At 70.2% G+C, this 24,018-nt stretch carries 19 protein-coding genes; 12 read left to right on the top strand and 7 right to left on the bottom strand.

Annotation, left to right across the window (positions count from 1 at the left end; all coding sequences use genetic code 11):
* Positions 1-39 precede the first annotated feature (39 nt).
* The 3 genes from ACFU6I_RS34635 to fdxA form a co-directional block, all read right to left on the bottom strand.
* Positions 40-825, bottom strand: coding sequence for an IclR family transcriptional regulator (locus tag ACFU6I_RS34635; RefSeq protein ID WP_384374084.1), 786 nt, complete (start codon positions 823-825; stop codon positions 40-42).
* A gap of 156 nt (positions 826-981) precedes the next feature.
* The gene (locus ACFU6I_RS34640) at positions 982-1,980 is read right to left on the bottom strand and encodes an NAD(P)/FAD-dependent oxidoreductase (RefSeq protein WP_384374087.1); all 999 of its coding nucleotides are present in this window, start codon (positions 1,978-1,980) and stop codon (positions 982-984) included.
* Positions 1,977-2,255, bottom strand: a complete 279-nt coding sequence (gene fdxA / locus ACFU6I_RS34645) for a ferredoxin (RefSeq protein ID WP_384374163.1) — start codon at positions 2,253-2,255, stop codon at positions 1,977-1,979. Before fdxA ends, ACFU6I_RS34640 begins: the two co-directional genes overlap by 4 nt.
* A gap of 242 nt (positions 2,256-2,497) precedes the next feature.
* Between fdxA and ACFU6I_RS34650 the strand changes: the two genes are divergently transcribed.
* From ACFU6I_RS34650 to ACFU6I_RS34665, 4 genes are read left to right on the top strand one after another with little or no spacing between them, the layout of a single operon-like run.
* A complete protein-coding gene (locus tag ACFU6I_RS34650; RefSeq protein ID WP_384374090.1) occupies positions 2,498-3,850 on the top strand; it encodes an SRPBCC family protein in 1,353 nt (450 codons plus the stop codon).
* The gene (locus ACFU6I_RS34655) at positions 3,847-4,371 is read left to right on the top strand and encodes an aromatic-ring-hydroxylating dioxygenase subunit beta (RefSeq protein WP_384374093.1); all 525 of its coding nucleotides are present in this window, start codon (positions 3,847-3,849) and stop codon (positions 4,369-4,371) included. Before ACFU6I_RS34650 ends, ACFU6I_RS34655 begins: the two co-directional genes overlap by 4 nt.
* 21 nt (positions 4,372-4,392) lie before the next feature.
* Positions 4,393-5,604, top strand: coding sequence for a Dabb family protein (locus tag ACFU6I_RS34660; protein WP_384374096.1), 1,212 nt, complete (start codon positions 4,393-4,395; stop codon positions 5,602-5,604).
* On the top strand, positions 5,601-6,764 hold the full coding sequence (locus tag ACFU6I_RS34665; RefSeq protein ID WP_384374099.1) for a hypothetical protein: 1,164 nt from the start codon (positions 5,601-5,603) through the stop codon (positions 6,762-6,764). Before ACFU6I_RS34660 ends, ACFU6I_RS34665 begins: the two co-directional genes overlap by 4 nt.
* Before the next feature lie 418 nt (positions 6,765-7,182).
* Here ACFU6I_RS34665 and ACFU6I_RS34670 read toward each other — a convergent pair whose 3' ends face one another.
* Together ACFU6I_RS34670 and ACFU6I_RS34675 are read right to left on the bottom strand one after the other, a co-directional pair.
* A complete protein-coding gene (locus ACFU6I_RS34670; RefSeq protein WP_384374103.1) occupies positions 7,183-8,256 on the bottom strand; it encodes a TauD/TfdA family dioxygenase in 1,074 nt (357 codons plus the stop codon).
* 578 nt (positions 8,257-8,834) lie between these two features.
* Positions 8,835-9,821, bottom strand: coding sequence for a LacI family DNA-binding transcriptional regulator (locus ACFU6I_RS34675; protein WP_384374106.1), 987 nt, complete (start codon positions 9,819-9,821; stop codon positions 8,835-8,837).
* 129 nt (positions 9,822-9,950) lie between these two features.
* On the opposite strand from ACFU6I_RS34675, the gene ACFU6I_RS34680 reads away from it, so the two are divergent.
* The 6 genes from ACFU6I_RS34680 to ACFU6I_RS34705 all read left to right on the top strand — a co-directional run bounded on the left by ACFU6I_RS34680 (position 9,951) and on the right by ACFU6I_RS34705 (position 15,462).
* On the top strand, positions 9,951-10,178 hold the full coding sequence (locus ACFU6I_RS34680) for a hypothetical protein (RefSeq protein ID WP_384374109.1): 228 nt from the start codon (positions 9,951-9,953) through the stop codon (positions 10,176-10,178).
* A 40-nt stretch (positions 10,179-10,218) separates the two neighbouring features.
* The gene (locus ACFU6I_RS34685; RefSeq protein WP_384374112.1) at positions 10,219-11,565 is read left to right on the top strand and encodes an NtaA/DmoA family FMN-dependent monooxygenase; all 1,347 of its coding nucleotides are present in this window, start codon (positions 10,219-10,221) and stop codon (positions 11,563-11,565) included.
* A 34-nt stretch (positions 11,566-11,599) separates the two neighbouring features.
* Complete coding sequence (locus tag ACFU6I_RS34690; RefSeq protein WP_384374116.1) at positions 11,600-12,124, top strand: flavin reductase family protein; 525 nt, start codon at positions 11,600-11,602, stop codon at positions 12,122-12,124.
* The gene (locus tag ACFU6I_RS34695) at positions 12,117-12,575 is read left to right on the top strand and encodes a riboflavin kinase (protein WP_384374119.1); all 459 of its coding nucleotides are present in this window, start codon (positions 12,117-12,119) and stop codon (positions 12,573-12,575) included. The genes ACFU6I_RS34690 and ACFU6I_RS34695 overlap by 8 nt, the downstream gene beginning before the upstream one ends.
* A gap of 116 nt (positions 12,576-12,691) precedes the next feature.
* The gene (locus tag ACFU6I_RS34700; RefSeq protein WP_384374122.1) at positions 12,692-13,375 is read left to right on the top strand and encodes a nicotinamide riboside transporter PnuC; all 684 of its coding nucleotides are present in this window, start codon (positions 12,692-12,694) and stop codon (positions 13,373-13,375) included.
* A 332-nt stretch (positions 13,376-13,707) separates the two neighbouring features.
* Positions 13,708-15,462 carry an AAA family ATPase gene (locus ACFU6I_RS34705; RefSeq protein ID WP_384374125.1) on the top strand — a complete coding sequence of 585 codons (1,755 nt, stop codon included), beginning with the start codon at positions 13,708-13,710 and terminating at the stop codon, positions 15,460-15,462.
* Here the strand turns inward: ACFU6I_RS34705 and ACFU6I_RS34710 are convergent.
* Positions 15,437-19,213, bottom strand: coding sequence for a S8 family serine peptidase (locus tag ACFU6I_RS34710; protein WP_384374128.1), 3,777 nt, complete (start codon positions 19,211-19,213; stop codon positions 15,437-15,439). The genes ACFU6I_RS34705 and ACFU6I_RS34710 overlap by 26 nt on opposite strands.
* 195 nt (positions 19,214-19,408) lie before the next feature.
* Entirely contained in the window at positions 19,409-20,404 is a 996-nt protein-coding gene (locus ACFU6I_RS34715) for a TrmB family transcriptional regulator (RefSeq protein WP_384374131.1), read from the bottom strand.
* 166 nt (positions 20,405-20,570) lie between these two features.
* On the opposite strand from ACFU6I_RS34715, the gene ACFU6I_RS34720 reads away from it, so the two are divergent.
* Together ACFU6I_RS34720 and ACFU6I_RS34725 are read left to right on the top strand one after the other, a co-directional pair.
* Positions 20,571-23,654 (top strand): ATP-binding protein, encoded by a 3,084-nt coding sequence (locus tag ACFU6I_RS34720; protein ID WP_384374134.1) that lies wholly within the window; start codon positions 20,571-20,573, stop codon positions 23,652-23,654.
* A 35-nt stretch (positions 23,655-23,689) separates the two neighbouring features.
* The gene (locus ACFU6I_RS34725; protein WP_384374137.1) at positions 23,690-23,992 is read left to right on the top strand and encodes a hypothetical protein; all 303 of its coding nucleotides are present in this window, start codon (positions 23,690-23,692) and stop codon (positions 23,990-23,992) included.
* Positions 23,993-24,018 lie beyond the last annotated feature (26 nt).

Consider the following 24,018-nt stretch of genomic DNA (forward strand, 5'->3'; position numbering starts at 1 on the left):
ACCGCGAACCGCGGTGGGCCTTCAGCCGTCGTAGGACGGTCAGCCGCTGTCAGGGGTGCCCAGCCGCTGCGACAACGCGCGGGCCGTCTCCAGCAGTGCCTGGGCCATCGGCGACGTGACATCGTCGGGCACGGTCGCCGTGGTGCCGACGATCGCGAGCGTCCCGCTGATCTTGTCCCCCTCGAAGATCGGCGCCGCGACGGTGCGGACTCCGTTGACCGTGGGGGAGTTGACCGACAGCCCGTGCTGCCGGATGGCCTCCAGCTCCTCGGTGAGTTCGGCCGAGTTGCGGACGGAACGCGGCAGGGTCGGCACCTGATCCGGGGGCAGCAGCGCGAGGAAGACGCGCCCCTGTGCCGAGGACGTGAGGTTCAGGCGCGAACCGACCCGGACACTGATGCGCACCATGTGGTCGGTGTTGTCCACCGAGCGCACCACGGTCGCCGACTCGCCGTCCCAGACCGACAGTACGATCGTCTCGTCGATACGCCGGACCAGATCCTTCATGTACGGCTCGGCGGCGGCCACGATCGGCAGACCGGCCCGCGCCGCCGACGCGAGCGTGAGCACCTGGGGACCGAGGGAGTACAGCGAGGTGCGCTCGTCGTACCGGAGTAGATTCGCCGCCCGCAGCGCCTTCGTGTAGCGGTGCGCGGTCGCCTTGCTCGCCCCGAGACGCGCGGTGATCTCGTTGAGGCTCATGTGCGGCTTGCCGACCGTGAACGATCCGAGGATCAGGGCCGCACGCTGCACCGTCTGGATCGTCGGGGCGGTCCTGTCGGGGCCGTCCTGTTCGCCGGTGCCGCCCTGCGCCTTTGTGGGCATGAACGTATCGCTCCCAATCGCACTTGGCTTGCCATAAGACACTAAATGAAACGCCGTATTGAACAGAGTAGTCGTAAGGGGGAGTCTAACGGCGCGGGCGGGGGCTCGAGAGCCCCTGCGCCGCGGCGTGCCCGGGCGGTGGTCCGGTGCGCGGACTCACGCGTCGGACGAGTGCCCGGGCGTGATCGAACGGGCCGGGTCCAGCAGGGCGGCGACATGGTTGACGGCGAGAGCCGCCTCGCCGAAACCGATCGAGATGAGGGTGACCTTGCCGTCGTGGTCGGCGATGTCACCGGCCGCGTACACCCGCTCCCGGCTCGACCGCATGGTGCGGTCGACGAGGATGCGCCGACGTCGCAGTTCCAGTCCCCACCGCTCGATCGGGCCGAGGTCGGCGATGAAGCCGAGCGCGGCCACCACGGTCTGGGCGGGCAGAGTGATCCGGTCGCCGTCGGAGGTGGCGACCACGACCTCCGACACCGCGCCGTCGCCGTGGATCTTCTCGACCTCGTAGGGAGTGAGGACCCGCACCGAGGAGGCGTGAACCTGCTCGACAGTGCGTTCATGGGCCCGGAACCGGGCACGCCGGTGCACCAGCGTCACCGACGAGGCGATGGGTTCCAGGGACAGCGCCCAGTCGAGGGCGGAGTCACCGCCGCCGACCACCACGACGTCCTGTCCACCGAGTTCGTCCAGACGCGGTACGAAGTACCGCAGCCCCCGGTCCAGGTACTCGGAGCCCACCGGGAGTTCGCGGGGGATGAAGTTGCCGATCCCGCCGCACACGAGCACCGCACCCGCGGTGATCCGCGTACCGGCGTCGGTGGCGGCGACGATGCCCTCGGCGGTGTCGTCCAGCTCGGTGACCCCGTGTCCGAGCAGATAGGTGGGGTTCCACTGGTCGGCCTGTTCGGCCAGCCGGTCCACCAGCTCCTGGCCGCGGACGGCGGGGAAGCCGGCCACGTCGTAGATGAGCTTCTCCGGATAGAGCGCGGCGATCTGTCCGCCCACCTCGGGCAACGCGTCGACGATCGCCACGCTCATGCCGCGGAAACCGGCGTAGTACGCGCCGTACAGCCCGGTCGGACCGGCGCCCACGATGAGCAGGTCGACGGACACCTCGGCGGCGGCGTCCGTGGCCGCGTGGCCGCTCACGCCGCCACCTCGGGGTGGTCGTGGCCGACGCGGCCTGTTCTGCGGGCTCCGCCGGGGGAGCCGAGGGGTGGGGTGCCGAGGGTGAAGAACTCGGCGTTGACCTGCTCGAAGTGCTTGTTGTGTGCGGGCAGGTCTTCGTGGTGGTAGATGGAGATCTGCGGGCAGACGGGTTCGCAGCGCCCGCACTCGACGCATTCGTCGGGCTGGATGTAGAGCATCCGGTCGCCCTCGTAGATGCAGTCTGCTGGGCACTCTTCCATGCAGGACTTGTCCATGACGTCGACGCAGGCGTCGGTGATGACGTACGGCACGCGCTTGTCGCCCTTCACACGATCGTGCAGAATGCGAGACGGTGTATCTCAATGTGAAATTGGATGATGGCGGCGTCGGGTCGGGGTGTCAACCGTGTGACGGATGCTTGACACCGTCGAGCTCACCGAGGGAGGCTAATGCGAAATACGAGACGGCGTCTCACGGAATGCCGCTCGGGTCGGGACTTGTGAGAGGCAAACTCCCCATGGGAAGCAATCCCCGGACCGCACCAGCAACGATGATCGTCGAAGACTGGGACCAGCTCACCTTTCGCGTCAACCGCGAGGCGTACCGGAGCCCGGAACTGTTCGCCAGGGAACGCGGCTGGGTGTGGATGCACACCTGGCTCTACCTCGGGCACGAGACCGAGATCCCCAACCCCAACGACTTCAAGGTCCGCACTCTGGGCGGTCGACCGCTGATCTTCTGCCGGGACACCGCCGGCGAGGTGCACGCGTTCCTCAACTCCTGCCCGCACCGCGGCACCGTGCTGTGCCGCGAGAACGAGGGCTCGACCAGGCTCTTCCAATGCTTCTACCACGCCTGGACGTTCCGCAACAACGGTGAGGTCGCCGCCATCCCGGACGCCGGCGCGTACGAGTCGAGCGACGAGTTCCGGGCCTCCATGGGACTGCGCGGCGTGCCACGCCTGGAGATCCACGAGGGGTTCGTCTTCGTCTCCTTCGACCCCGACGTCCCGCCGCTGCTCGAACACCTCGGCGACGCCGCCGACTACCTGACGATGATCGAGCAGCAGCACGTCGGCGGCATGACCACACTCCCCGGCACGCAGCTCTACAGCGTGCGCGGCAACTGGAAGCTCGCCGTCGAGAACGCGATGGACGGGTACCACTTCGCGCCGACCCACAACACGTTCGTGGGCTACCTGCGGGAGAGCGGTTACGCCGTCACCGACGACAACCAGTACGCGTACAACCTCGGCAACGGCCATGGTCTGCTGGTCCTGACCGGGCACGGCGGGCGGATCAGCATGATCTGGGAACCGCGCTTCGGTGAGGCCGAACGCGTCCGCACCGACGCCCACCGGGCCGAGATGACCCAGCGGCTGGGGGAGAAACGGGCGCACCACGTGGCCGACGAGAGCCACATCCTGTTCGTGTTCCCGAACCTGCTGCTGTTCGACATCGAGGGCCTGTCGATCCGCCAACTGGAGCCGGTGGCCCCCGACCAGACCGATGTGCGCGCCTGGCAACTGGTCCCTCGCGCCGAGGACCCGGAGACGCGCGCCCTGCGCATGAAGACGGTCGTCAGCTTCGTCGGCCCGGGCGGCCTCGCCACACCGGACGACATCGAGGCGTACGAGGCGGTTCAGCGCGGCATCCAGGCCACGGCGGGCACCGGGATCCCCGAGCTGGACTTCAGTGACATGTCGCGCGGCATGGCCGACGAGGCCAAGGGAGCGCAGGGCCGGTCGGTCGACGAGGGCGCGATGCGCGGCTTCTGGCGGCACTGGATCGACGCCATGGGTCTCGACGACGGCATCGAGATCCACGGCGAGCGGCCGGCTTCCTTCCTGGTGGGGAGGGACGTGCGATGACGACGATCGGCAACCGCAGCTCCGTGTGGTGTGCGGGACGCACCGTCAACCGGCAGGACGTGGAGGACTTCCTCTACACCGAGGCCGACATCCTTGACCGCTGGGACTACGACGGCTGGCTCGCCCTCTTCGAGCCCGGCGCCCGCTTCGAGATCCCGACCACCGACTACCGGCCCGGCTGGTCGCCGCACGAGAGCGGATCGTTCGTCGACGACGACTGGGACCTGCTCCGCGCCCGGGTCAAGCGCCTGAAGTCCCGCAAGGCGCATGCCGAGAACCCGCACTCACGCACCCACCGGCTGGTGTCCAACGTGCGGCTCTCCGAGGGCACCGAGGACTCCTTCAAGGTGGCGGCCTCCTTCGTGGTGCACCGAGCCCGCGACGGCCACTTCGACGCCTACGTCGGGTGGTACGACCACGTCCTGGTGCCCACCGAGGACGGGCTCCGCTTCCGGTTGCGGCGTTCCGTCCTCGGTCACGAGTCGCTCGCGGCGGGCGCCCGACTCAGCTTCATCCTCTGACCGGCGACGGACGGTGACCCGATGATCAGACACACCTTGTCCTTCCGTTTCGCCGAGGGGACCGACCGGGAGACGCGCGAGTCCGTGCTGGGCGAACTGCGTACCTTCCCGGACCGGTACCCGGCCATGCGCGGCTTCGTCCTCGGCGAGAACATCAGCACCCGCGACCAGACCTTCACCCACACCATGGCCGTCGACTTCGACAGCCAGGACGACCTGCTCGCCTATCTCGGCAGCGAGTCGCACGAACACTTCGTGCGCACTCGCTGGCGGCCGGTCATCGCCCAACAGGCCATCACCTCTTTCGAGTTCGCCGAGCGGGCGCCGCTCACGGCAGGAAGGAGACCGTCGGTGAGCACCCGCCCCCACGGCCCGTACGGCATGGAGTACGCCCGGATCGAGGTTCCGGACATGCAGGCCACAATCGACTTCCTCGAATATCACGTCGGTCTGCAACTGGAGCAGCGCACGGACGACCACGCCTACCTGCGCGCCGACATCGAGCACCACGCGATCGAGTTGATCCACGCGCCCGAACGCGCCGACGGATGGACGACCGCCGTCGGCTACAGCGTGGAGAGCGAGGAGGTCCTGGAGCAACTGCACAAGGCCGTTCTCGACGCCGGCCTCGAGGTCCTGGAACTGCAGGAACGGCAGAGGGCGTTGTGCGACAACGGCTTCGCGGTGAAGGACCCCAACGGCCTGACCGTCGAGCTGTTCACCGAGTTCCAGGAGTACGCCGAGCCGCCCCACATCGAGATCCGGCCGCTCGACCTGGTGCACCCCTTCATCGCCACCCCGAAGTTCGAGGAGACGCTGGACTTCTACCAGAACGTCCTGAAGTTCCTGCCCTCGGACCATGTCGTCGGCTCGACCACGTTCTACCGCTGCGAGGACCGCTACCACCACAGCCTCGCGGTGCAGAAGAACACGGAGCACTATGTCGCGCACCTGTGCTTCGCGATGAAGAGCCTCGACCATGTCATGCGGATGCGTGCCCGCGCGCTGTACAAGGGTGCCCCGATCGCCTCCGACATCGTCAACCACTCGGCATCGACGTCGATCGCGTTCTACATGCACGACACCCGCTTCGGCCCGCGATACGAGCTGTGCGACCGGCACCGGGTGTTCACACCGGAGGAGCACGAGACTCACCGGCCCCGCAGAATGCCGGCCGACCCGCGCAACATCGACGTGTGGCGTCCGGCCTCCGACGACTGGGGACGCTTTTGAGACAGCCGTTGCCGGACGTCCTGCGGCTGCTCGACACGATCCCCGCGCCACGGGGTCGGGAACGGGCGGCGGCCCATCGGTTGCGCAGTTGGTGCGCGGCCCGGTGGCCGCACATCGAGTGGCAGGTGCAGGAGTACGGTCGCGAGGGCGGCAGTCTGGTCGCCACACATGGGGCCGGCCCGCTGCTGTACTCCCACCTCGACACGTCGCTGAACCACGACGGCGCGGGCCTCCGGCTCATCACCGGCGACGCCGCGCCGGTCGGTCCGCTCGGCGTGGCCGACGACGTGGTGACCGGCTTCGGGCTCGGGGTCGCCCGCGGGCCGGTGGCCGCCGCGCTGGTCGCCTTCGCCGAAGCGGGTGCCGGACGGCTGCTGCTCGCCGGCTCCGGGACACACCGCCGCGCCGGCGGGATCACCGGCCTGGAGGCATATATCGACGCGTACCCGCTGCCGCGGTCCGCGATCGTGGCCAAGTGCGGCCCTCCCACGCTGTTGTGGCACGAGCCCGGGGCGCTCTACCTGACCGTCCGGGTCACCGGACGCTCCGGGGCCGCGATGGCGGCGGAGACGGCCACGCCGCCCGGGGGAGTTGTCGCCTCGGCCGGCGTCATCCTGGACGAGCTGGCCCGCTGGCGCACGGCGTACCTGGCCGCCGACCCGCGGCTCGGACAGACCGGCCGGGCCTGTGGCATCGGTGCGATCGACAGCGGCTGGCCGGACAAGCCTGACCTCCTGCCGGCCCAGATGCGGATCGGTCTGTACGTCGTAGCCGGTGACCAGGTGGAGCCGAACGCGCTGGCGGCCGAGCTGGCCGACCGGTTGCGGATCCGGTGCGCGGAATCGGTGCTGCGGAACTGCGCGGTCGATGTGGAGGCCGAGCCGGTGGCGTCGGCTGCGGCCACGCCGACCGACGCCCCGGTGGTGACGGCAGCACGGGCGGCCTGGCTCGACGAGTTCGGCACGCCGCCGCCGACCGTCACCGGCTGGACGGGATCGACCGACGGCGTCGTGCTGCGCGCCTGCGGCGTGGAGACCGTGCGCCTCGGCCCGCAGGCGAAACCGGCGGCCGATGATCCGCGTTGCGATGAACTGTCGCTGGCGCAGCTGACGGCCTATGCGCGCATCTATCGGCGGCTGTTGACAGAACTTCCGGCGTAGCCCGGAGATTCCGGCGCGGGCGGCGGTTGCCGACGAACCGTGCGGGCAGCTCGTCGACGGCGCGGTCCACCCGCCACACCGGGAAGCCGACGGGACCCGGCGCACGGAGACGAGGGGCACGCCGGGAGGTTCCCGCGGGAACGGCGCCGACCGCCGACGTCCAGGGAGGTGTGGGCCTGTCCGAAGGGGAGGACCTCGCCAACCGGGCGATCTCTCCGCTGCCCGGCGACACCTCGTCCCCACCTTCGGCGCTCGGCGCCCGTCGCGGAGGGAGTGCCCGAAGGGCGCCGGAGCCGACTCCGGCGCGTGGGTTTCACGGCCGAGTTCGTACTGTTCGAGGACTTTGCCTCAGTGCCTGACCCGGCAGTCCGTCTTGCCGGCGACGAGAATGACCGACCGTCACCGAGAGGGCACGACGTCACACTCCCCAGTCGTCGTTCACGATGACGGCGTCGGCGATGCGGAATCGGCCACCGGCCAGCGGTGGCCGGGTGGGCTCACCCATTTCCACGACGTGCTTGCCGAACCTGGGCGTCAGCGGGCGGCCGACATCCCGCTTGAGCCACAGACGCAGCAGGTGCCGGCGGCGTTCCGGCTGCGGGTGGTCGACGTAGCCGGTACGCGAGTGCAACGCGGCGTAGTTGAGCAGCCATTGCACATCCCCGGGCTGGAAGTCCATGTCGATCGGCAGGCCGTGGTGCTGGGAGATCTCGTCGAAGAGGTTGATGGCCTCGACCTGGTCGGGCGTCAACTTCGGGACGTCGGGGTACTGCTGGGCGCTGAAGACCATCGAGCTGCCCGCGTAGGTGCTGAAAACGCCGTCGACGTAGCTGATGATCGGCGAGGTGTATGTCAACTCCGGGGAGTCGGGGTCCTGGCGCCGCCAATCCCAGTGATAGGAGTCGAAGAGCCGCGGGGCGAGGTCCGGTCGGCGGATCAGCAACTCGTTGTAGACCGTGGTGCCGCTGACCAGGCTGGAGGCTCCGCCCTCCTTGGCGCCTCGCAGACACATGAGGGCGACGACGTCGGAGCTGTCCGAGTGGAACGGCAGTCGGTCCCGCACACGGGAGGGCAGGGCGCCCTCGTCGGACAACGTCTTGTCCGACGTGGCGATCACGTGGTCGAGCAGGTCGCCGCGCTGGTTCTGCCCGATGGGCCGACCGAGGTGCAGGCCCATGACGAAGAAGATGGCCGCGGCCATGACGTCGCCGTATTCCGTGGTGCGCAGGCCACGCACCAGCACGAAGCCCCGGCCGGCGTCCATCTGGCGGGCGCACTCGTCGTTCAGGGCACGACAGGCGTCGAACGGGTAATCGGCGGCGGTGACGGTGCGCAGGTCTGGGTCGTCGGAGACGAAGCGCCGGCCCAGGTCTTCCAGCTCGGCGCGCTCGGCGTCGCCGAGGACGTAGATCCACGCCGTGGACTTGGACAGCTCTTCGCCGCGCCAGGCGGACGGCCCGGAGATCGGCTCACGGCCGACATTGGAGGTCACGTTGATGCACTCCTCGAAGATGTGATGACTGGCCCGTCGGCGAAGACACGACGGACGACGTTTCGGTGTGCGGTGGCTGCTCATCGCGCGGCGACGAACGGCACTCGGAAGACTCAGAAGACTCAGAAGACTCAGAACGGAGTCTGTGGCTCGCCGGCAGCCGTGCCGGGGCGCAGTCCCTCCCGGGGTGGGGAGCAGCTGAGCTGTCGGTCGAAGGTCCGGCGGCCGGCGCACGACACGAGCAAGGCGCCCGTGAGAGCGACTGACCTCATGCTGGTCCCGTCCTTTCGAGAAGTGTCCTCACGGTAGGGGAGGCCCGAGCGCGCGTCAATATGCGAGACGTCCTCTTGCAAAGCGGCATGCTGAGTGAACGGTGACGTCCCCGCCGTACGCGGCTCCGCGGCCGGGCGCTGCGACAGGACGTCGGCGCGCACATGGGGCCGGGCCGACCGCAGGTGCCCGCGCGCCAGGTGGCCGAGTGCGACGGGGCGGCCGTGGCCGGGTGCAGGGGGCGATCTGGGCGGAGGCGAAAGAGCCCGGGCGGCTCGACGGGACCAAGCCGCGGATATGTCGGTCCGTCAGACCTCTTCGGTCGAGGCGCGGACGATGAGCTCAGGAGGGAATCGCTCGACCCGCTCGGTCCGTTCCCGGCTGGGCGCCTGAAGGAGCGTCAGTGCGCGCTGCGCCATGGCTGACAGCGGGTGGCGGATGGACGTGATGGGCGGGTCGAGGAGCTTGATCATCTCGGTGTCGTCGAACCCGGTGACGGCAATCTGCCGGGGTACGGCGACCGACGAGCGGTGCAGCGTGCTCACGAGCCCCACGGCAAGGACGTCCGCTCCGCAGACGACCGCGTCGACCCGGTCGCGCTGCTCGATGATGCGACGCCCCGCCGTCCGTCCGGCGTCCGTGGTGAAACTGGGCAGGAGGATGGTGGTGGCTTCAGGTCCTTGAGCCTCGACGAAGGCCGCCAGCCGTTCGGCACCCGAGGAGGACGCCTGATCGGCGACGAGCGCGATCCGTCGCCTCCCTATGCTCTCCAGGTGGTCGAGGAGGAGCCGCACCGCGGACGCGTTGTCGAGCGTGACGGCGACCGTGCCGGATCCCTTGGCCCACCGGTCGAAGAGGACCACCGGACCCCGTCTGGAGGCATCGCGGACAGCGGGTCCGGACTCGTTGACGGACACCGGGATGACGAGCAGACCGTCCACCCGGCCGGCGAGCAGGGTGTCGATCTGCTCGGCCTCGACCGCGGTGTCGTTCGCCGCGTCGGAGATGACGAGCGTTCCGCCGGCGGCACGCACCTGTTGCGCGATGGCATCGGCGAGTTGGACGAAGTAGGGGTTGGCGAGCGTGGGGACCACCACGCCGATGGTCCCGGTGGCGCCGGTCCGCAGCGCCCGGGCGGAGTGGTTGGGCTGATAGCCGAGCCGGTGCGCGGCCTCTTCGACGCGGCGCGCGAGCTCGGGATCGACGTTGCGCGGCGTGCCGGCGAGGACCCGTGATGCCGTCGCGCGGGAGACCCCGGCGGCCTCGGCCACGTCGATGAGTCGGGGCGCTGTCACGTGGGTGTCCCTCTCGGTCGGGGGGAGCGGCTGCGCCGGAGCAGCGGGAAAATCCGGCAGGACGAGGCTACTTGACGGCGCGGGTGAGCTGGTCCAGCATATCGGAAATCGATCTCCCAAGGAGTTCGCATGTCGCTCATCACCGTTGTTGGTTCGGTGAATCGCGACGTCGTCCCGACCTCGTCGGTGGACGCCGTCGACACCTTCTGCGGTGCCCCGGCAGATGCGCTCGGACGCGGCACCGCCCTCCATGCCGCGGCCGAACGCGCCGTGCTCGCGGCCACCGGCCTCGGTGCGCGGACCGCCATGCCGTACGCGGCCCAACTCGACCCACCCGCGGTCATTTCCGCTTCCTGAATCCCTGAGGGTCACCCACCAGCACTACGGAGAACCACCCATGAGGAACCTCAAGATCGGCGTGTTCGAGAACGCGCAGACCAATGCGAGCGGCACGGCCACCTGGCGTCACCCCGACAGCCGGCGGCACCTCTTCGACACCCTGGAGTACTGGCGCGAACTTGCCGCCATCTGCGAGGACGCCAAGCTGGACTTCCTGTTCCTCGCCGACGCCTGGGGCTGGTCCGAGATCAACGGCACGCGCCCGCCCATCGCCACGGAGGAGACCCTCGACCTCCCGAGGCTCGACCCGATGGTCGTGGCGTCCGCCCTGCTGTCCACCACCACCGACCTGGGCCTCGTCATGACGGGCTCCGTCCTCGTGGAGCCCCCGTACGCTTTCGCGCGCCGCATCGCCACCCTCGACCAGCTCTCCGGCGGCCGGATCGGCTGGAACATCGTGACGACCGGCACGGCCGACACCGCGGTCAAGGCGTTCGGCATGGAGATGGTGGCCCACGACGACCGCTACCGGATGGCCGAGGACTTCCTCGACCTCGTCTACAAGTACTGGGAGGGTGCCTGGGAGCCGGACGCGCTGGAGAAGGACAAGGCCGGAAGGTTCGCCGACCCCGCCAAGGTGCACCTCGTCACCCACAAGGGCCCGTTCTTCCGCTCGGAGGGGTATGGCAACACCGCGCGTTCCCCGCAGGGCACGCCCGTTCTGTTCCAGGCGGGGGCGTCGCCCGCCGGCCGCCGGGTCGGGGGCAGGCACGGCGAGTGCATGTTCGTGGGCAGCGGCTCGGTCGAGCAGCTCGCCGGGCACACCGCCTCCATCCGCGAGGAGGCGGTCAAGGCGGGCCGTCGAGCCGACGAGGTGAAGGTGATGTCGGCGTTCTCCTGTGTCGTCGGTGCCACGACGTCCGATGCGGAGCGGCGCTACCAGCGGATCCTCGACGCCCAGCGGCCCGAGGCGTCCGTCGCCAGCTATGCCATGTTCACCGGTCTCGATCTCTCGTCCTACGCGCCCGAGACGCCCATGACGGATCTGTCCACCGAGCTGTCCCAGACCCAGGTGGCCCGCTTCGCCGGCAAGACGGTGGGCGACGTCCTCGCCGACTGGCACAAGCACGGCGTCGGAGCGCGGCCGGTCGTCGGCACGGCCGAGGAGATCGCCGACGAGATCTGCGCCCTCGCGGAAGGCGCCGACCTCGACGGTTTCTTGCTGTCCCCCATGATCCAGCCGAGCTCGACGACGGACTTCATCGAGTCGGTCCTGCCGATCCTGCGGGCGCGTGGGGTCTTCCGCGGAGAGTACGCGCAGGGCGAGAGCCTGCGTGAACGACTCACCGGAGCGTCCGACCGCGCGCTGCCGGCCAGCCACCCCGCGGCCCGCCACCGGCACTGAGCACAGAACCCGCGACGAGAGGATGTCGAAGACCATGGCCACGTCTGCCCACAACCCGTCCGGGGCGTCCGCACCGACGGAGCTGGACGCGGAAGCGCTGCGACGCGCCTTCGGGGCCTACCCGACCGGAGTCGTCGCGATCGGCGCGCTGCGCGGGAACGAGCCGGTTGGGTTCGCGGCGAGCTCGTTCGTCTCGATCTCGCTCCAACCGCCCATGGCCGCGGTCAGCGTGGCCCGCACCTCGACCACCTGGCCGCGCCTCACGGAGGCACCCGTCCTGGGGCTGAGCGTGCTCAGCCACGGCCAGGGCGCGCTGTGCCGACGTCTGGCGTCCAGGGAGATCAACCGTTTCGACGGCGTTGCGTGGCAGGCGACGCCTGATGGCGCCGTCGTGATCGAGGACGCCGCGCTCTGGCTGACGGCCCGGGTGAGCGCGACCTACGACGGCGGCGATCACGAGATCGTGCTCATGGAGTTGCTGACGGTCGAGCTCTTCACCGGCGTGGAGCCGCTCGTCTTCCACACCAGCCAGTTCCGCGAGCTCATTCCCCATGGGTGACCCCCTGACGGTCTCCGCGCACCTCGCGGGCGTGGTGGTGCACGGTGCCGGTCGGGGCCGCGGACTCGGGTTCCCCACCGCGAACGTCGCGGCCGACCCGGGCTCGCCGGTGCCACCACCCGCGATCTACAGCGGCTGGGTGGTACGCCACTCGACCGGCGTCGTCCACCACGGCACGATCAGCATCGGATCGAACCCGACCTTCTGCGACACCACGGATGTGCACGTCGAGGTGTACTGCCATGACACCTCGGACCAGTTCTACGGTGAGCGCGTCGAACTGTGGTTCGTGGCACGGATCCGAGACACGGTGAAGTTCGCATCCCCCGAGGACCTGGTGCGCGCCGCCCGGCAGGATGTCCTGCGGTCCGAGGAACTCCTCGCCTCCGACCACGCGCGGCGCGTCCTCGACGATGCGCTCGCCGCATACCGAAGGACCGCCTCCTCCTGAGGCACCCCTGCGCACGGACTCGGCGCGCGGCGCCGAGCTCCCTGCGTCACCACCGGCCCCGGTTCGGGCCGACAGCCCACTCCCAGCCTTGCTCCGAATGAACAAAGGTGTGAGTAATGAGTGCATTCCAGTGGTTGAACGAGCAGTTCAACTTCTTCGGCTTCCCCGTCTACTGGTCCGACTTCCTCGGCAACCTCCTGGCGCTCGCCACCGTCTGGCTGGCGCTGCGACGGTTCCTGGTTGCCTGGCCGGTGCAGATCCTGGGTTCGATTCTGCTGTTGATCGCGAGCCTGAACGTCGATCTCGGAGGTAACGCCGCTCGGCAGGTGGTGATCATAGCGTCGGCGTCGTGGGGCTGGGCGACGTGGCGCCGCAGCAAGGAGAAGGAGGGCACGATCAACGTCCGATGGGCGTCCTGGCGGGAGCGCAGCGTACTGCTCGCGGCCATGGCCGCCGGGACCTTCGCGTTCGGCGCCCTGCTCAAGACGACCGACGCGTCGTTCTACCCCGGCGCTCCCTGGTGGATGGTCCTCGCGGACGCCTGGATCTTCGTCGGCTCGATCCTGGCGATGTACACCCAGGCCCGGCGGTACGTGGAGTTCTGGTTCGTCTGGCTGGCCGTCGACCTCGTCGGGGTGCCCCTCGCCTTCCACTCCGGGCTGTACTTCTCCGGGATCGTGTACGCGATCTTCTTCGTCATGGTCATCATCGGCATCCGCGACTGGGCGTCCCGAAGCAAGGGCCAGGAGATCGCCTCGCCCCTTGAGCCGGCCGTTGTCCTGGAGGGTCGGAACAACTAGTGCCTTGACCGGCAAAGCTTGCCGGGAGGGGCACTGGCCATCGGCCACGGGGACGTACGCTCCCGGATCGGCCACGGAAGCGGCGAGCGGCTCTGGAGCTGCCGATTGACCGATGGTCACCGTCGTGGAGAGCCCAGCCCGGGCACACCTGGGCTGGGCATGGCGCTCCGTGCCGTGTCAACAGGCACCCCCGCGTCGGGCGGCCGGCCTGCAGGCCACCGGAGAAAGGGCATTGACGGCCGCAACAGCCTCGCGTCGGTAACGAACGGGTAATGCCGCCTTCGTACCGTCCGCCGTCCGCTGACGTCGGCGGGCCGTGAGGAGGCATCACGATGACCCCTGTCCCCACTATCCCTGTCGTCGTCCGAGTGCTCGGTGGTTTCCGGGTGGAGCGGGGCGGCCGGACCGTTGCCGAGCAGGACTGGCAGCGGCCCGGGGCGCGGCGTCTCCTGAAGGCGCTGGCCGTCTCGGACGGGCAGCGGATGGACCGGCGGATGCTTGCGGCGCTGCTGTGGCCCGAGGCACTCCCGCAGGCTGCGGACCGGAACCTGCGGGTCGCCCTGCATGCGGTGCGCCGCACCCTGGAACCCGAACTGGCTGCGCGTGCACCGTCCTCGTACCTCCACTCGCAGCCCGGCGGGATGCTGGCGCTCGATCCTTGCTCGGTCCGGGTCGACTACGCGGAGGCCCTCGCGGCGGCCCTGCCGGAGCGGACGGCACGGATGCTGACGCACGGGTTGCTGCCCGGTGAGGACGAGGCGTTCCTGCGCGGTCCGCGCCGTGTACACCAGGCCGCGCGGCGGCGAGCTGCGGTCGCCCTGGCCGGGAGCGGGCCTGAGGCGGTCGGGCTGCTGCGTGACATGCTCGCCGTGGATCCGCTCGCGGTCGATGTCTGTCGGGCTCTCATGGCGGAGCTGCTGGCCTCGGGCCGGCACACGGAGGCGACGGAGTGCTTCCACACGCATCGGCGGGAACTCGCCGAAATCTACGGTCTGGAGCCTGACGCGCACCTTCGGGAGCTGTTCGGGCGTGCCGTCGCGAAAACCCCGGTCCCTCAGCACCGTGCGGACCCGCCACGTGAGTTCGTCGGCCGTGAAGCGCTGCTCGGTACGGTGTGCACGCTGTTGCGCACGCCCGCCACCTCGGTGGTCGAGTTGACCGGTGATCCCGGGATCGGTCTGACCCGCCTCCTGAATGCCCTGGGTGACCGGCTGATGGATCACGAGGCCGTGGTGCTTCGGTCGTCGGAGCGCGTGCCGGCCGCTCACGGTCCGTACGGCGCGGTCCTGGCCTGCGTGGACGGGCACGCGGCGCGACTGGACGCCGCCGGCCGGGCGACACTCGCCCGGGACCATCCCGGAATCGCCGCGCTCCTGCCCGGCCTCGGCGGCCGTCCGGATCGCGCGGCCCCTCAGGTCGAAACGCAGGTGATGGCGCTGGCCCGGGACCTGGCCCGCAAGGGGCCGGTCGTCTGGCTCGTCGACGACACGGAGCACCTTCCTCCGGCCGGGCATCGATTGCTGGTCAGGCTCGCGAGGGACCAAGGGGCATCCGGCGGAATCGTGGTGGCGCATCGCGGCCGCAGGCCGTTGTTCCCGCACGGGACGGCGCGGAGCCTGCGTGTGCCTCCGCTCGGCGAACGTGACTGTGCACGGTTCACCGGCGTGGGGGACGGCCTCTCCGCTGCGGAGGTGTTCCGTCGCTCCGGCGGGAATCCGCTTTGGGCGCTGTCCGCCATGACCGGCGACGGGGAAGTGGTGCGACGCAGGCTGGGCCGGGAGTCGCCGGATGTGCGGCATGCCGTGGAACTGATCGCACGGCAGTCCCCTGATTCTGCTCCGGGAACCTTGCGCGGCGTGGATGAGGCGCTCCGGCTCGGCTGGGTGCGCGGCGGACGCGGGCGACCGTACCGAGTCGCATCGGAGGTGGTGCGGAGAGCTGTCGCCCCGGTCCGTCGCAACACCGGCCATGCGGCGCACATGCAGTACCGCCCGGCGGACGTCGCAGGAGCAGCTGCCGCCCGCACCGGCGCGGACGGCAGCCGACCTGCTCGGCTCCGGGCTACTTCAGTGCGTAGGCCCGGGTGATCGTCTGGACCGTGCGGTTGCCCGCCGCGTCCCAGACCTCGGCCCTGAGCGTCACGAAGCCGTTCGTTTCCGAGAGCCTCGGGGCGCGGTATGTGGCCCGGAAGGAATGGCCGTCGGTGCGGTCGACGTCGGCCGACTGCCAGGTGGCGCCGTCGTCGTAACTGACGGAGACCTTGGCGCCTGCCATGTCGGCCGACCCCTTGTAGCCCTTGGACCGGGAGGCGTCGACCGTGAGGTTCTGCTTGCCGCCGGCCGCCACCTCGTTGCGGATGTCCGCCGTCATGCCGTAGTCGAGGAGGACGACGGGCAGAGCCGCGCACGTGGTGGCCTTGGGCATGGTGACCTTGCAGTCGTCGACGTCCATGCCGGTGGGCCCGGCCGAGGTGAAGCTGTACTCGGTGCGGGACTTGGTGCCGAGCCTGACCCCCTCGTAGTCCTTGCTGCGCCCGCTGTCCTCGACGAACCGGTAGTCGGCCTTCTGCGGCACCATCAGCGCTCCGGTGTCGGTGATCTTCTCGCCGTCGCGGTAGAACGTCCACGTCCGCGCGCGGTTGCTCCTCAGGTAGTGGTCCGCGTCGCCGTCACCGCCGAGCTGCGGCCCGAAGACCGTGCCGACGTCGGAACGGCAGAAGTTGCAGGCGTAGTCGGTGTGGTTGGCCGGGTGCATGACGGGGCCGAACCAGTGCTCGTCGGTGACCTGGCCGGGCCGGTAACTGTGCGCGCTCTCGTACATGGAGGCCGGGTAGTCGGTGCGGGCTGCGACCACCTGGCTGTAGGTGAGGGTGGACGCGGCCCGCACGTACTCGTCGCGTCGGTGTCCCTGCTGGACGAACTGGGACGAGCGGACGGACGTCATCGGGTACGCGCCCCACGCGTTCATCGTCTGGTAGCCGACACGGTCGACGCCGTCGGTGTGGAAGGTGTTCTTGATCTTCGCGAATTCGCCGGGGCCCGGGGTGACGGTGAGGCCGTCCGGAAGGGCTCCGTGGTAGTCCCATTGTCCGCCGTACGTGTAGCGGGACTCCTCGACTCCCTTGAGGGCGACGGTCGTCCGTCCCTCGGAGACCGCCGCGGTCAGTTTGAGGCCGTCGGCGTGACCGATGGCGAAGTAGGGGACGTTCACTCCGGTGACGACGAAGCCCTGCGCCGAGTCGTCGGCGGGTGCGACGACGACCGCGGAGGCGCCTGCGGAGGCGACCGCGCGGATCCGGGCGCCGACTCCGGTCATGGTGTCGGTGTGGAGCAGGGCCGCCTTGCCCGTCAGGGACTTGCCGGCCAGCTCGTCGGCGGTCCCTGCGCCGACGTCGGCGACGTCGTACGTCCTGGTGCCGTCGAACCGCTTGAGGTAGCTGGATGTCTTGGCCGTCAGGGAGAAGGTGTCGGGCCGGGTGACGGTCGCCCTGACGAGCGGTTCGCGCTTCGAGGCGTAGAACGAGGCGCGGATGTCACCCGTGTCCGGCTTGCTCCACGGGATGGCGCCGACGTGCATGTCCGACCAGTTCTGAAGGCCCGCGTAGCCGACCGTCGACCGGCGGCCGTCCGCTGCGGTGCGGGTGACCTGGTGCGAGAAGTCAGATGCTTCCAAAGCGCCTTGCGCCTTGGAGACCCGGATGTCGAAGTCCTTCGCCCGGCCGGCGTCGATGGTGGCCGTCGTGTCCTTGCCGTCGAGGTCGATGTCTCCGACGTTGAACAGATCCGCTGCTCCGTCCGTCGAGGCGTGTTCCCCGCCGCCGGAGATGACGACACCGGTGAGCGTGTAGTGGCCCGCGGGCAGGGCGATCTGCTGGTGTCCGCGGTAGAGGTGCAGGGACTGGAAGGTGTTGTTGTCCAGACCCATGACCAGGATGTCGACACGGCGCGGAGCGGCTCCGTCGCGGCCCTTCGCGTCGAGTGTCAGGTCGTAGCGCTTGGGCTCCATACTGAGTCCGAAGACGGTGTGGGCGCTTGCGCCGTCCGCGGCCGTGGCGACGACACGGCCCGTGTAGCGACCCGCCGTCACGCCGTTCGGGTCGAGGGTGACCGGCACCTCGACAGTGCTGCCCGCGGGCACGCCGACCTTGCTGCCGGGCACGCTCAACGCCCCTTGCGGCAGGGACCCGGTGGCCTCGGTGGAAATCGTCACCTCGCGGTCCGTGGCGGTCGGGTTCGTCAGCTTCAGGGTGCGGGTCTGCTTCTCGTAAGGGGAGTCCTGGTGCTCCACCAGGCCGAAGTCGGCGCTGCCGGACAGCTCCAGGGTCGGATCCAGCGCGGCTGGGACGTCGACGCGTCCGTTGCCCTGCTCGTACGCGGTATTGGTGGTGTTGGGCCTGGCGTGTGCGGTGAGAGCCTCCTTGATCCGCTGCCCCGACCAGTCGGGATGGCGCTGCGCGAGGAGGGCCGCGGCGCCGGCGACGTGCGGGGTCGCCATCGAGGTGCCGCTGAGTGTCGTGTAGTGGTCGCCGACCGGGGTGCCGAGGGTGGTGCCGGCCGCACGGGCCGCGACGATGTTGACGCCGGGAGCGGTGATCTCGGGCTTGATGGCGTAGTCGCCGATGCGCGGCCCACGGCTGGAGAAGTTGGCGAGTGCGTCGGAGCGGTCCACGGCCCCGACGGTGAGGGCGGAGTCGGCAGTGCCGGGGCTGCCCAGGGTCTGGGCGGCGGGACCCGAGTTGCCCGCCGCGATCACGAACAGGGCGCCGTCGACGCTCAGTTGATCGACGGCTTCGGTCATGGCGTCGCCACCCGCGGTGGCCGGTCCGCCCAGACTCATGCTGACGACATCGGCGCCCTGGTCGACGGCCCACTGCATGCCGGCGATGATCTGAGAGTCGTTGCCGGAGCCGCTGTTGTCCAGGACCTTGCCGACGATCAGGTCGGCGCCGGGGGCGACACCCTTGTACTTCCCGTCGGAGTTGGCACCCGATCCGGCGATGGTGGATGCCACATGCGTGCCGTGGCCATGGCCGTCGGTGACGGACTGGCCGGGTATGAAGCTCTGGGTGGCGACGATGCGGTCCTTGACATCGGCGTTCGTCGGGTCGACCCCCGTGTCGAGGACGGCGACCTTGGTTCCCTTGCCGTCATAGCCCTTGGCCCACGCCTCGGGTGCGCCGATCTGCGGCACGCTCACGTCGAGGGATGCCTTCGCCTTGCCGTCGTACCAGACCTTGGCGACGCCGCTGCTCCCGGGCGTGGTTACGGCCTTGCCCTTGCGGGGTTTCTTCGAGACGGGCCTGACCGCCCTCCAGAAGGCTCCGGCACCGTCCTTCTCGACTCGGACACCCGCCATGTCGACCTGGTCGGCAACCATGTCCCGTTCGGAGGAAGGGAGCTGGTCAGCCCGCTTCTTCAGTGCCGTGGCTGTCGGCCGGTCGGGGTAGGAGACGATGACGGGCAGGGTGTCACTCTTCGCGTCGGTGTAGCCGTCCTTCACCAGTTGCGTGATGTTGAAGAGACGCTTGTCCAGAGTCCGGGAGGCGATCCCGTCGATCGCGTCGGACGGGAAGACGTACAGGTCCCCGTCGGGCCCGGTGACGGTCTGGAAGGTCTTGCCGGTGCCCGGCGCGGCGTGCGCGTCGACGGCCTGCCGACCGTCGGGCGCGGTGGTGAGGGTGACGGTGTCGCCGGTGACGAGGGTGATGTCGGCGGACGTCTCCTTCTTCTGCTGGGGTTGGACGATGCCGGTGGCGGGAGGGGCCGCCTGTGCTCCGGCGAGCCCGGTCAGGGCGGGGAGCGAGGCGGTGACGGCGACGACGGCGGCGGTGGCCAGCACACGTCTGGACGTTCTGCCTCGAGTAGAGTGCTGCACTTGTTCTCCTCCTGGGTCGGGGCGGAGGACCGTGAACTCCCGTGTCAGGGCGCTGTGTTGAGCCCTCGCGGAATGGCGCTGAACGGTCCGTTCCGGGACGTTAGCGCGGTGACGGTGCGTGAAGAAGAGCAGGTGACGGCGCATTCGTGACAGGGTCACCTATGCGTCAGGTGTGCCGGACGGCCGGTCGTGTGCGCCGTCGAAGGTGACCCAGTCATGCCGTGCCGCATACCACCCCAGTTGCATACGCGAGTCGACTCCCGCCCGGTCCATGAGGCTGCGGGCCCGCCGCAGCACGGTGCGGCGGCCGACACCGAGACGACGTCCGATCACTTCGTCGGTCAGCCCGCTCAGCAGGAGAGTGAGCAACTGGACATCGGCGGAATCGAGTTCACCGGGCGCGGTGCCCGACGCCTCGACCGGTAACCCGTCGCCCCACAGTCGCTCGAAGAGTTCGACCAGCGCGTCGAGGAGTGGGCTGGGGTGCACGAGAGCGGAGCCACCGGGCCCGCCCAGCCCACCGTCGAGAGCGGGCAGAATCGCCAGCTCCCGGTCGACCACCACCATTTTGATGGGCAGCGACGGGGCAAGGCGGGCCTGCTCGCCCGCGGTGACATAGCGCTGGATGCGGTCGAGCCCGCCGGGCCGCTCCACCGCACGCCGGTCATAGATCGTGCGGTACCGGACCCCCGCGGCCAGCTGCTCGATCTCGGAGCTGTTGTTCAGGCTGAGGTAGGGCGGCTTGTCGAACATGAGCACCTCGCTCCGGGCCCTGCGCTGGATCTGGTCCAGACGCTGGCGCACCGCCTCGTCCGGGGTGAACTCGACCGGCAGACCTTCGGCCTGCTCCCGGGCGCTCCTGCGGTAGTCATCGGCGAGACGGCCGATCGCGACCCGTGCCGAGTGCAACTCCTGCATCCTGCGCAGCAGCAGTACCTCACCGGCTATGTCGGGGGGTGCTGCCGTGACGTGGGCGCGGCTGTCCGCAGACACGGTCACGAGCCCCTTCTCCGCCAGCCCTCGCACCGCGATCTCGACGTCGGTGGAGTGCAGCGCGCACAGCGCGGGCAACTCCTGGATCCCGCACGAACCCCGCCGTACCAGCTCCGCGTACACCGTGGTCTCGACGTCAGTCAGTCCCAGAGCTCCGAGCACAGTGTGTCTCCCCTCTCGTTCCGATCACAGTGCGCGTCGACGCGGTGAGGTGAGAAGACGTACGTCCGCGCGGGGAGACGTCGAGTAACACGCCAGTAACGGCTGTCCGGAGCATGGGCGTTGAAGAAGGGACGCACAGGTTCCGGGAATCGCTATGGTGGGCGCAATGTCAGGACGGGCCGCATCAGGAGACTCACCGCAGCTCCGCGTCTTCCTGCTCGGCGGTTTCCGCGTCGAGCGCGCGGACGGTGTCCCTGTTCCCTCTCGCTGGCGTCGCGGCGCCGCGCAGACCCTGGTGAAGGTCCTGGCGGTGGCGCCGGGGCTGCGGCGCCACCGGGAGCAGGTCATGGACCTGCTCTGGCCGGACACTCCGCCCGATGCGGCGGTCCGCAACCTTCGGGTCGTGCTGCACGCCGCGCGGCACGCCCTGGAGCCCGATCTGGCGCCTCGAACTCCGTCCTCGTTCCTGCTCGGCGACGGCGAGCTGCTGCTGCTGGCACCCGGCCGCGTGTGGGTCGACGCGGACGAGGCCGAGGCATCCGCGCGCACGGCATTGGCCGAGGGTGACGTTGCGGCACTGACGGCGGCCCGCTCGGCCCTCGGCCGCGAGCTCCTTCCGGAGGACCGGTACGCGGAGTGGGCGGAGCAGCGACGCGGCGAACTGGTCGTCCTGCGTGACCGGCTGGTGCCCGCACAGGCCCGGCGGCTGCTGTCCGCAGCCCGCACCTCCGACGCCGTGGACGTGCTGCGATCGGCACTGGAGGAGAGCCCCGCCGACGAGCGGCTCGGGCTGCTGCTCGCCCGCACGCTCGTCGACGCGGGACGGCCCCGGCAGGCGATCCGCCAGTACCACGCCTCCCGTGAGGCGCTCGCGGACGAACTGGGCGTGCGGCCGGGCCCGGACTTCGAGGACGTGCACCGCGCGGCACTGTCAGCGCTGGATCGCAGGCCGCTGCCGAGCGCCACCCGTCGGCCGACGGTGCTGCCCGTGGCGATCCGCCGCCGCGAGCCTCACCCGCTGGTGGGTCGTGAGCGCCCGCTCTCCCTCCTGATCGAGCACGCCACGACCACCGTCGGCAGCCCGCTCGTCGTGGTGCGCGGTGAGGCGGGCATCGGCAAGACACGCCTCGTCGCCGAAGCCGCGCGCGCGGCGGCCGGAGTAGGTGTCACCGTGCTGTGGGGCTCCGGGCACGATGCGGAAGGGCACACGCCCTACGGTATGTTCGCCGATGCTCTGGAAGGCCGTCTGGCCCAGTGCGACCCGGCCGAGCGGGCCCGTGTCGGCGCGGAGCACGGCGGACTCGCCGCGCTGGTGCCCTCGCTCGGCGGCGCTCCTCCGGTGGCCGGTCCTGAGGAGGAGCGCGCCCGCCTGTTCCGCGCAGTCAGCGGTTTCCTCACCGATCTCGCGGGTGGCGCACCGGCGTTGGTGGTGCTCGATGATCTGCACGATGCCGATCCGGGATCGCTGAGCCTGCTGCACCATCTCGTACGGGGATCGCAGACGCGACCCTGGCGGTTCATTGCGACGTACCGGGACGACGAGCTGACGCAGGACGCCCCGGCCGCGCAGACGCTCGGCGGGCTGCTGCGTCGTGGCGCGGCCGTCGAGGTGGACCTGTTGCGCCTGGGCCGCGCCGACTGCGCCGCTCTGTCCGCCGCCGTTTCCGGGCCGGAGCCGGATGCGCGGACGGCCCGCCGGGCCCAGCACCGCATCTACCGACTCTCGCTCGGCAACCCCCTGTTCGCACTCGAGCTGGCGAGGAGCGGAGTGACGGCGGACCCGGGCACGGCGGCCGCCCCGGCCGGGAACGAAGTGCCCTCCGGGATACGCCACCTCGTCTCCGAACGGCTCGCGGCCCTCCCTGAGCCCGCGCGACAGATCCTGGGCGCCCTGTCGATGGCGACCGGTACCTCGGTGTCCCTGACCGAACTGGAGGAAGTGGCCGCCACCGGACTCCATCCCCCACTGGTTCCGGGCCAGGTGGCGGCTGCCCTGGCCTCGGCGTCCGAGGCCGGCATCGTCGAGGAGCGCGAGGTGGTACTGGGCGGACGCGCGGTCCTCGGGTACGCCTTCCGGCATCCGCTGGTGCGGCTGGCCTGCGCGGAGCGGCAGGGCGGCGCGATACGGCGCCGGTTGCACCGTGCGCACGCCGACACCGTACTGCGGGTGCGCCCGGACGCCGTGGACCTGATCGCCGCACACATGACGGCCGCCGACCATCCACGAGCACATGAGTTCCTGCGCGCGGCGGCCGAGAGGGCGGCGACGCTGTTCGCCAACGACAGCGCGTGCGGGTACTACGCCGACCTCGTCAGCCGTCTCGACGGCCCCGAGGCAGCGGCCGCCCGTCTCGCGTGGGGCGAGGTGCTGCGCAGGGCGGCCCGGTTCCACGAGGCGGAGACCGTCCTGCGTCAGGCCCTTGCCCACTACGTGGGGGCGCAAGACGCGTCGGGGACGCTGCGCGCGGCTGCCTCCCTCGCGGAAGCGCTCGGCAGGGCCGGGCGGCCCCTGGACGGCCTTGCGGTACTCAACGAGGTGGCGCGCTTCGAAACTCACGGGACGCCGGAGGACAGGGCCGCGCACCGGATGGCGCGCGGCGCGCTGTGCTTCAACGCGGGACGTTACGAGGCCGCCTTGGCCGCACTGCGCCGGGCCGAGACGTATCTGGGCGCGCCCGGGGCGGACCACCAGGCGCTCCTGTCACGCCTGTTCACCATCCGGGCGGCCTGCCTCATGGCCACGGACCGCACGCAGCACGCCCGCGCGGCGGCCGACGGGGCACTGCTCGCGGCCGACGCGTCCGGGGACGCGGCCCGGCTGTCCGGTGCGCTGTCCGTCGTCGGGGAACTGGCCCGCGCCGACGGTCGGTGGGAGGTGGCACGGGACTGCGCCCGGCGGGCCGTCGGGCTGGCCCGCCGCACCGGCGACCCCGCGGTGATGGCCTTCGACCAGGGCAACCTCGCCGTGGCCGAACTGCGCGTCGGGGCACTGCACCGCGCGACGTCCCTGGCCGAGTCGGCGGTGCGCCTCGCCCGCTCGCTGGAGGAGTCGTGGGTTCTGCCGTACGCCCTGGTGGCTCTCGCCGAAGTGCACGTCGGGTGCGCCAGGTACGACGGGGCACGAAAGACCCTGGACGCGTGCGAGCGGGCCGTGGCCCGTACTGACGATCCTCAGGTGCGGGCAGGGCTGCGCCGGGTGCGGCTTGAGCTGGCCGCGATCACGCACGGGGGGCGAGGCGGAGCGTGGTAATGGCCGGGTAATGCCCGCTGATTAGCGTCCGGGCCATGCCCCCCGCCACCGAACCCACCGAACCGGCGCACACCGTCATCGACGCGGGTGGCGAACCATGGCCGAGGATCCTCGGCCTGCTGGAACGCCGCCTCGGCCAACTGCCCGACGCCGGCGTGGTGGAAGTGCACAGCGCCAATCCTGACGTGCGGGCCGGCGTACACGCCTGGTGCGGTTCCGGCACAGGCGAACTCCTCGAGGAGACGGCCACCGGCGAACAGGCCTGCTACCGCATCCGACTGTGGCCGCCACCTTCCTCTGCCGCACCTTCCTCACTCCCGAATCCGGAGGCATCGTGACCCCATCCAGACCTCTCCTGCCACGC

This window comes from Streptomyces sp. NPDC057486 (genome assembly GCF_042802415.1).
GTDB lineage: Bacteria > Actinomycetota > Actinomycetes > Streptomycetales > Streptomycetaceae > Streptomyces > Streptomyces yanii.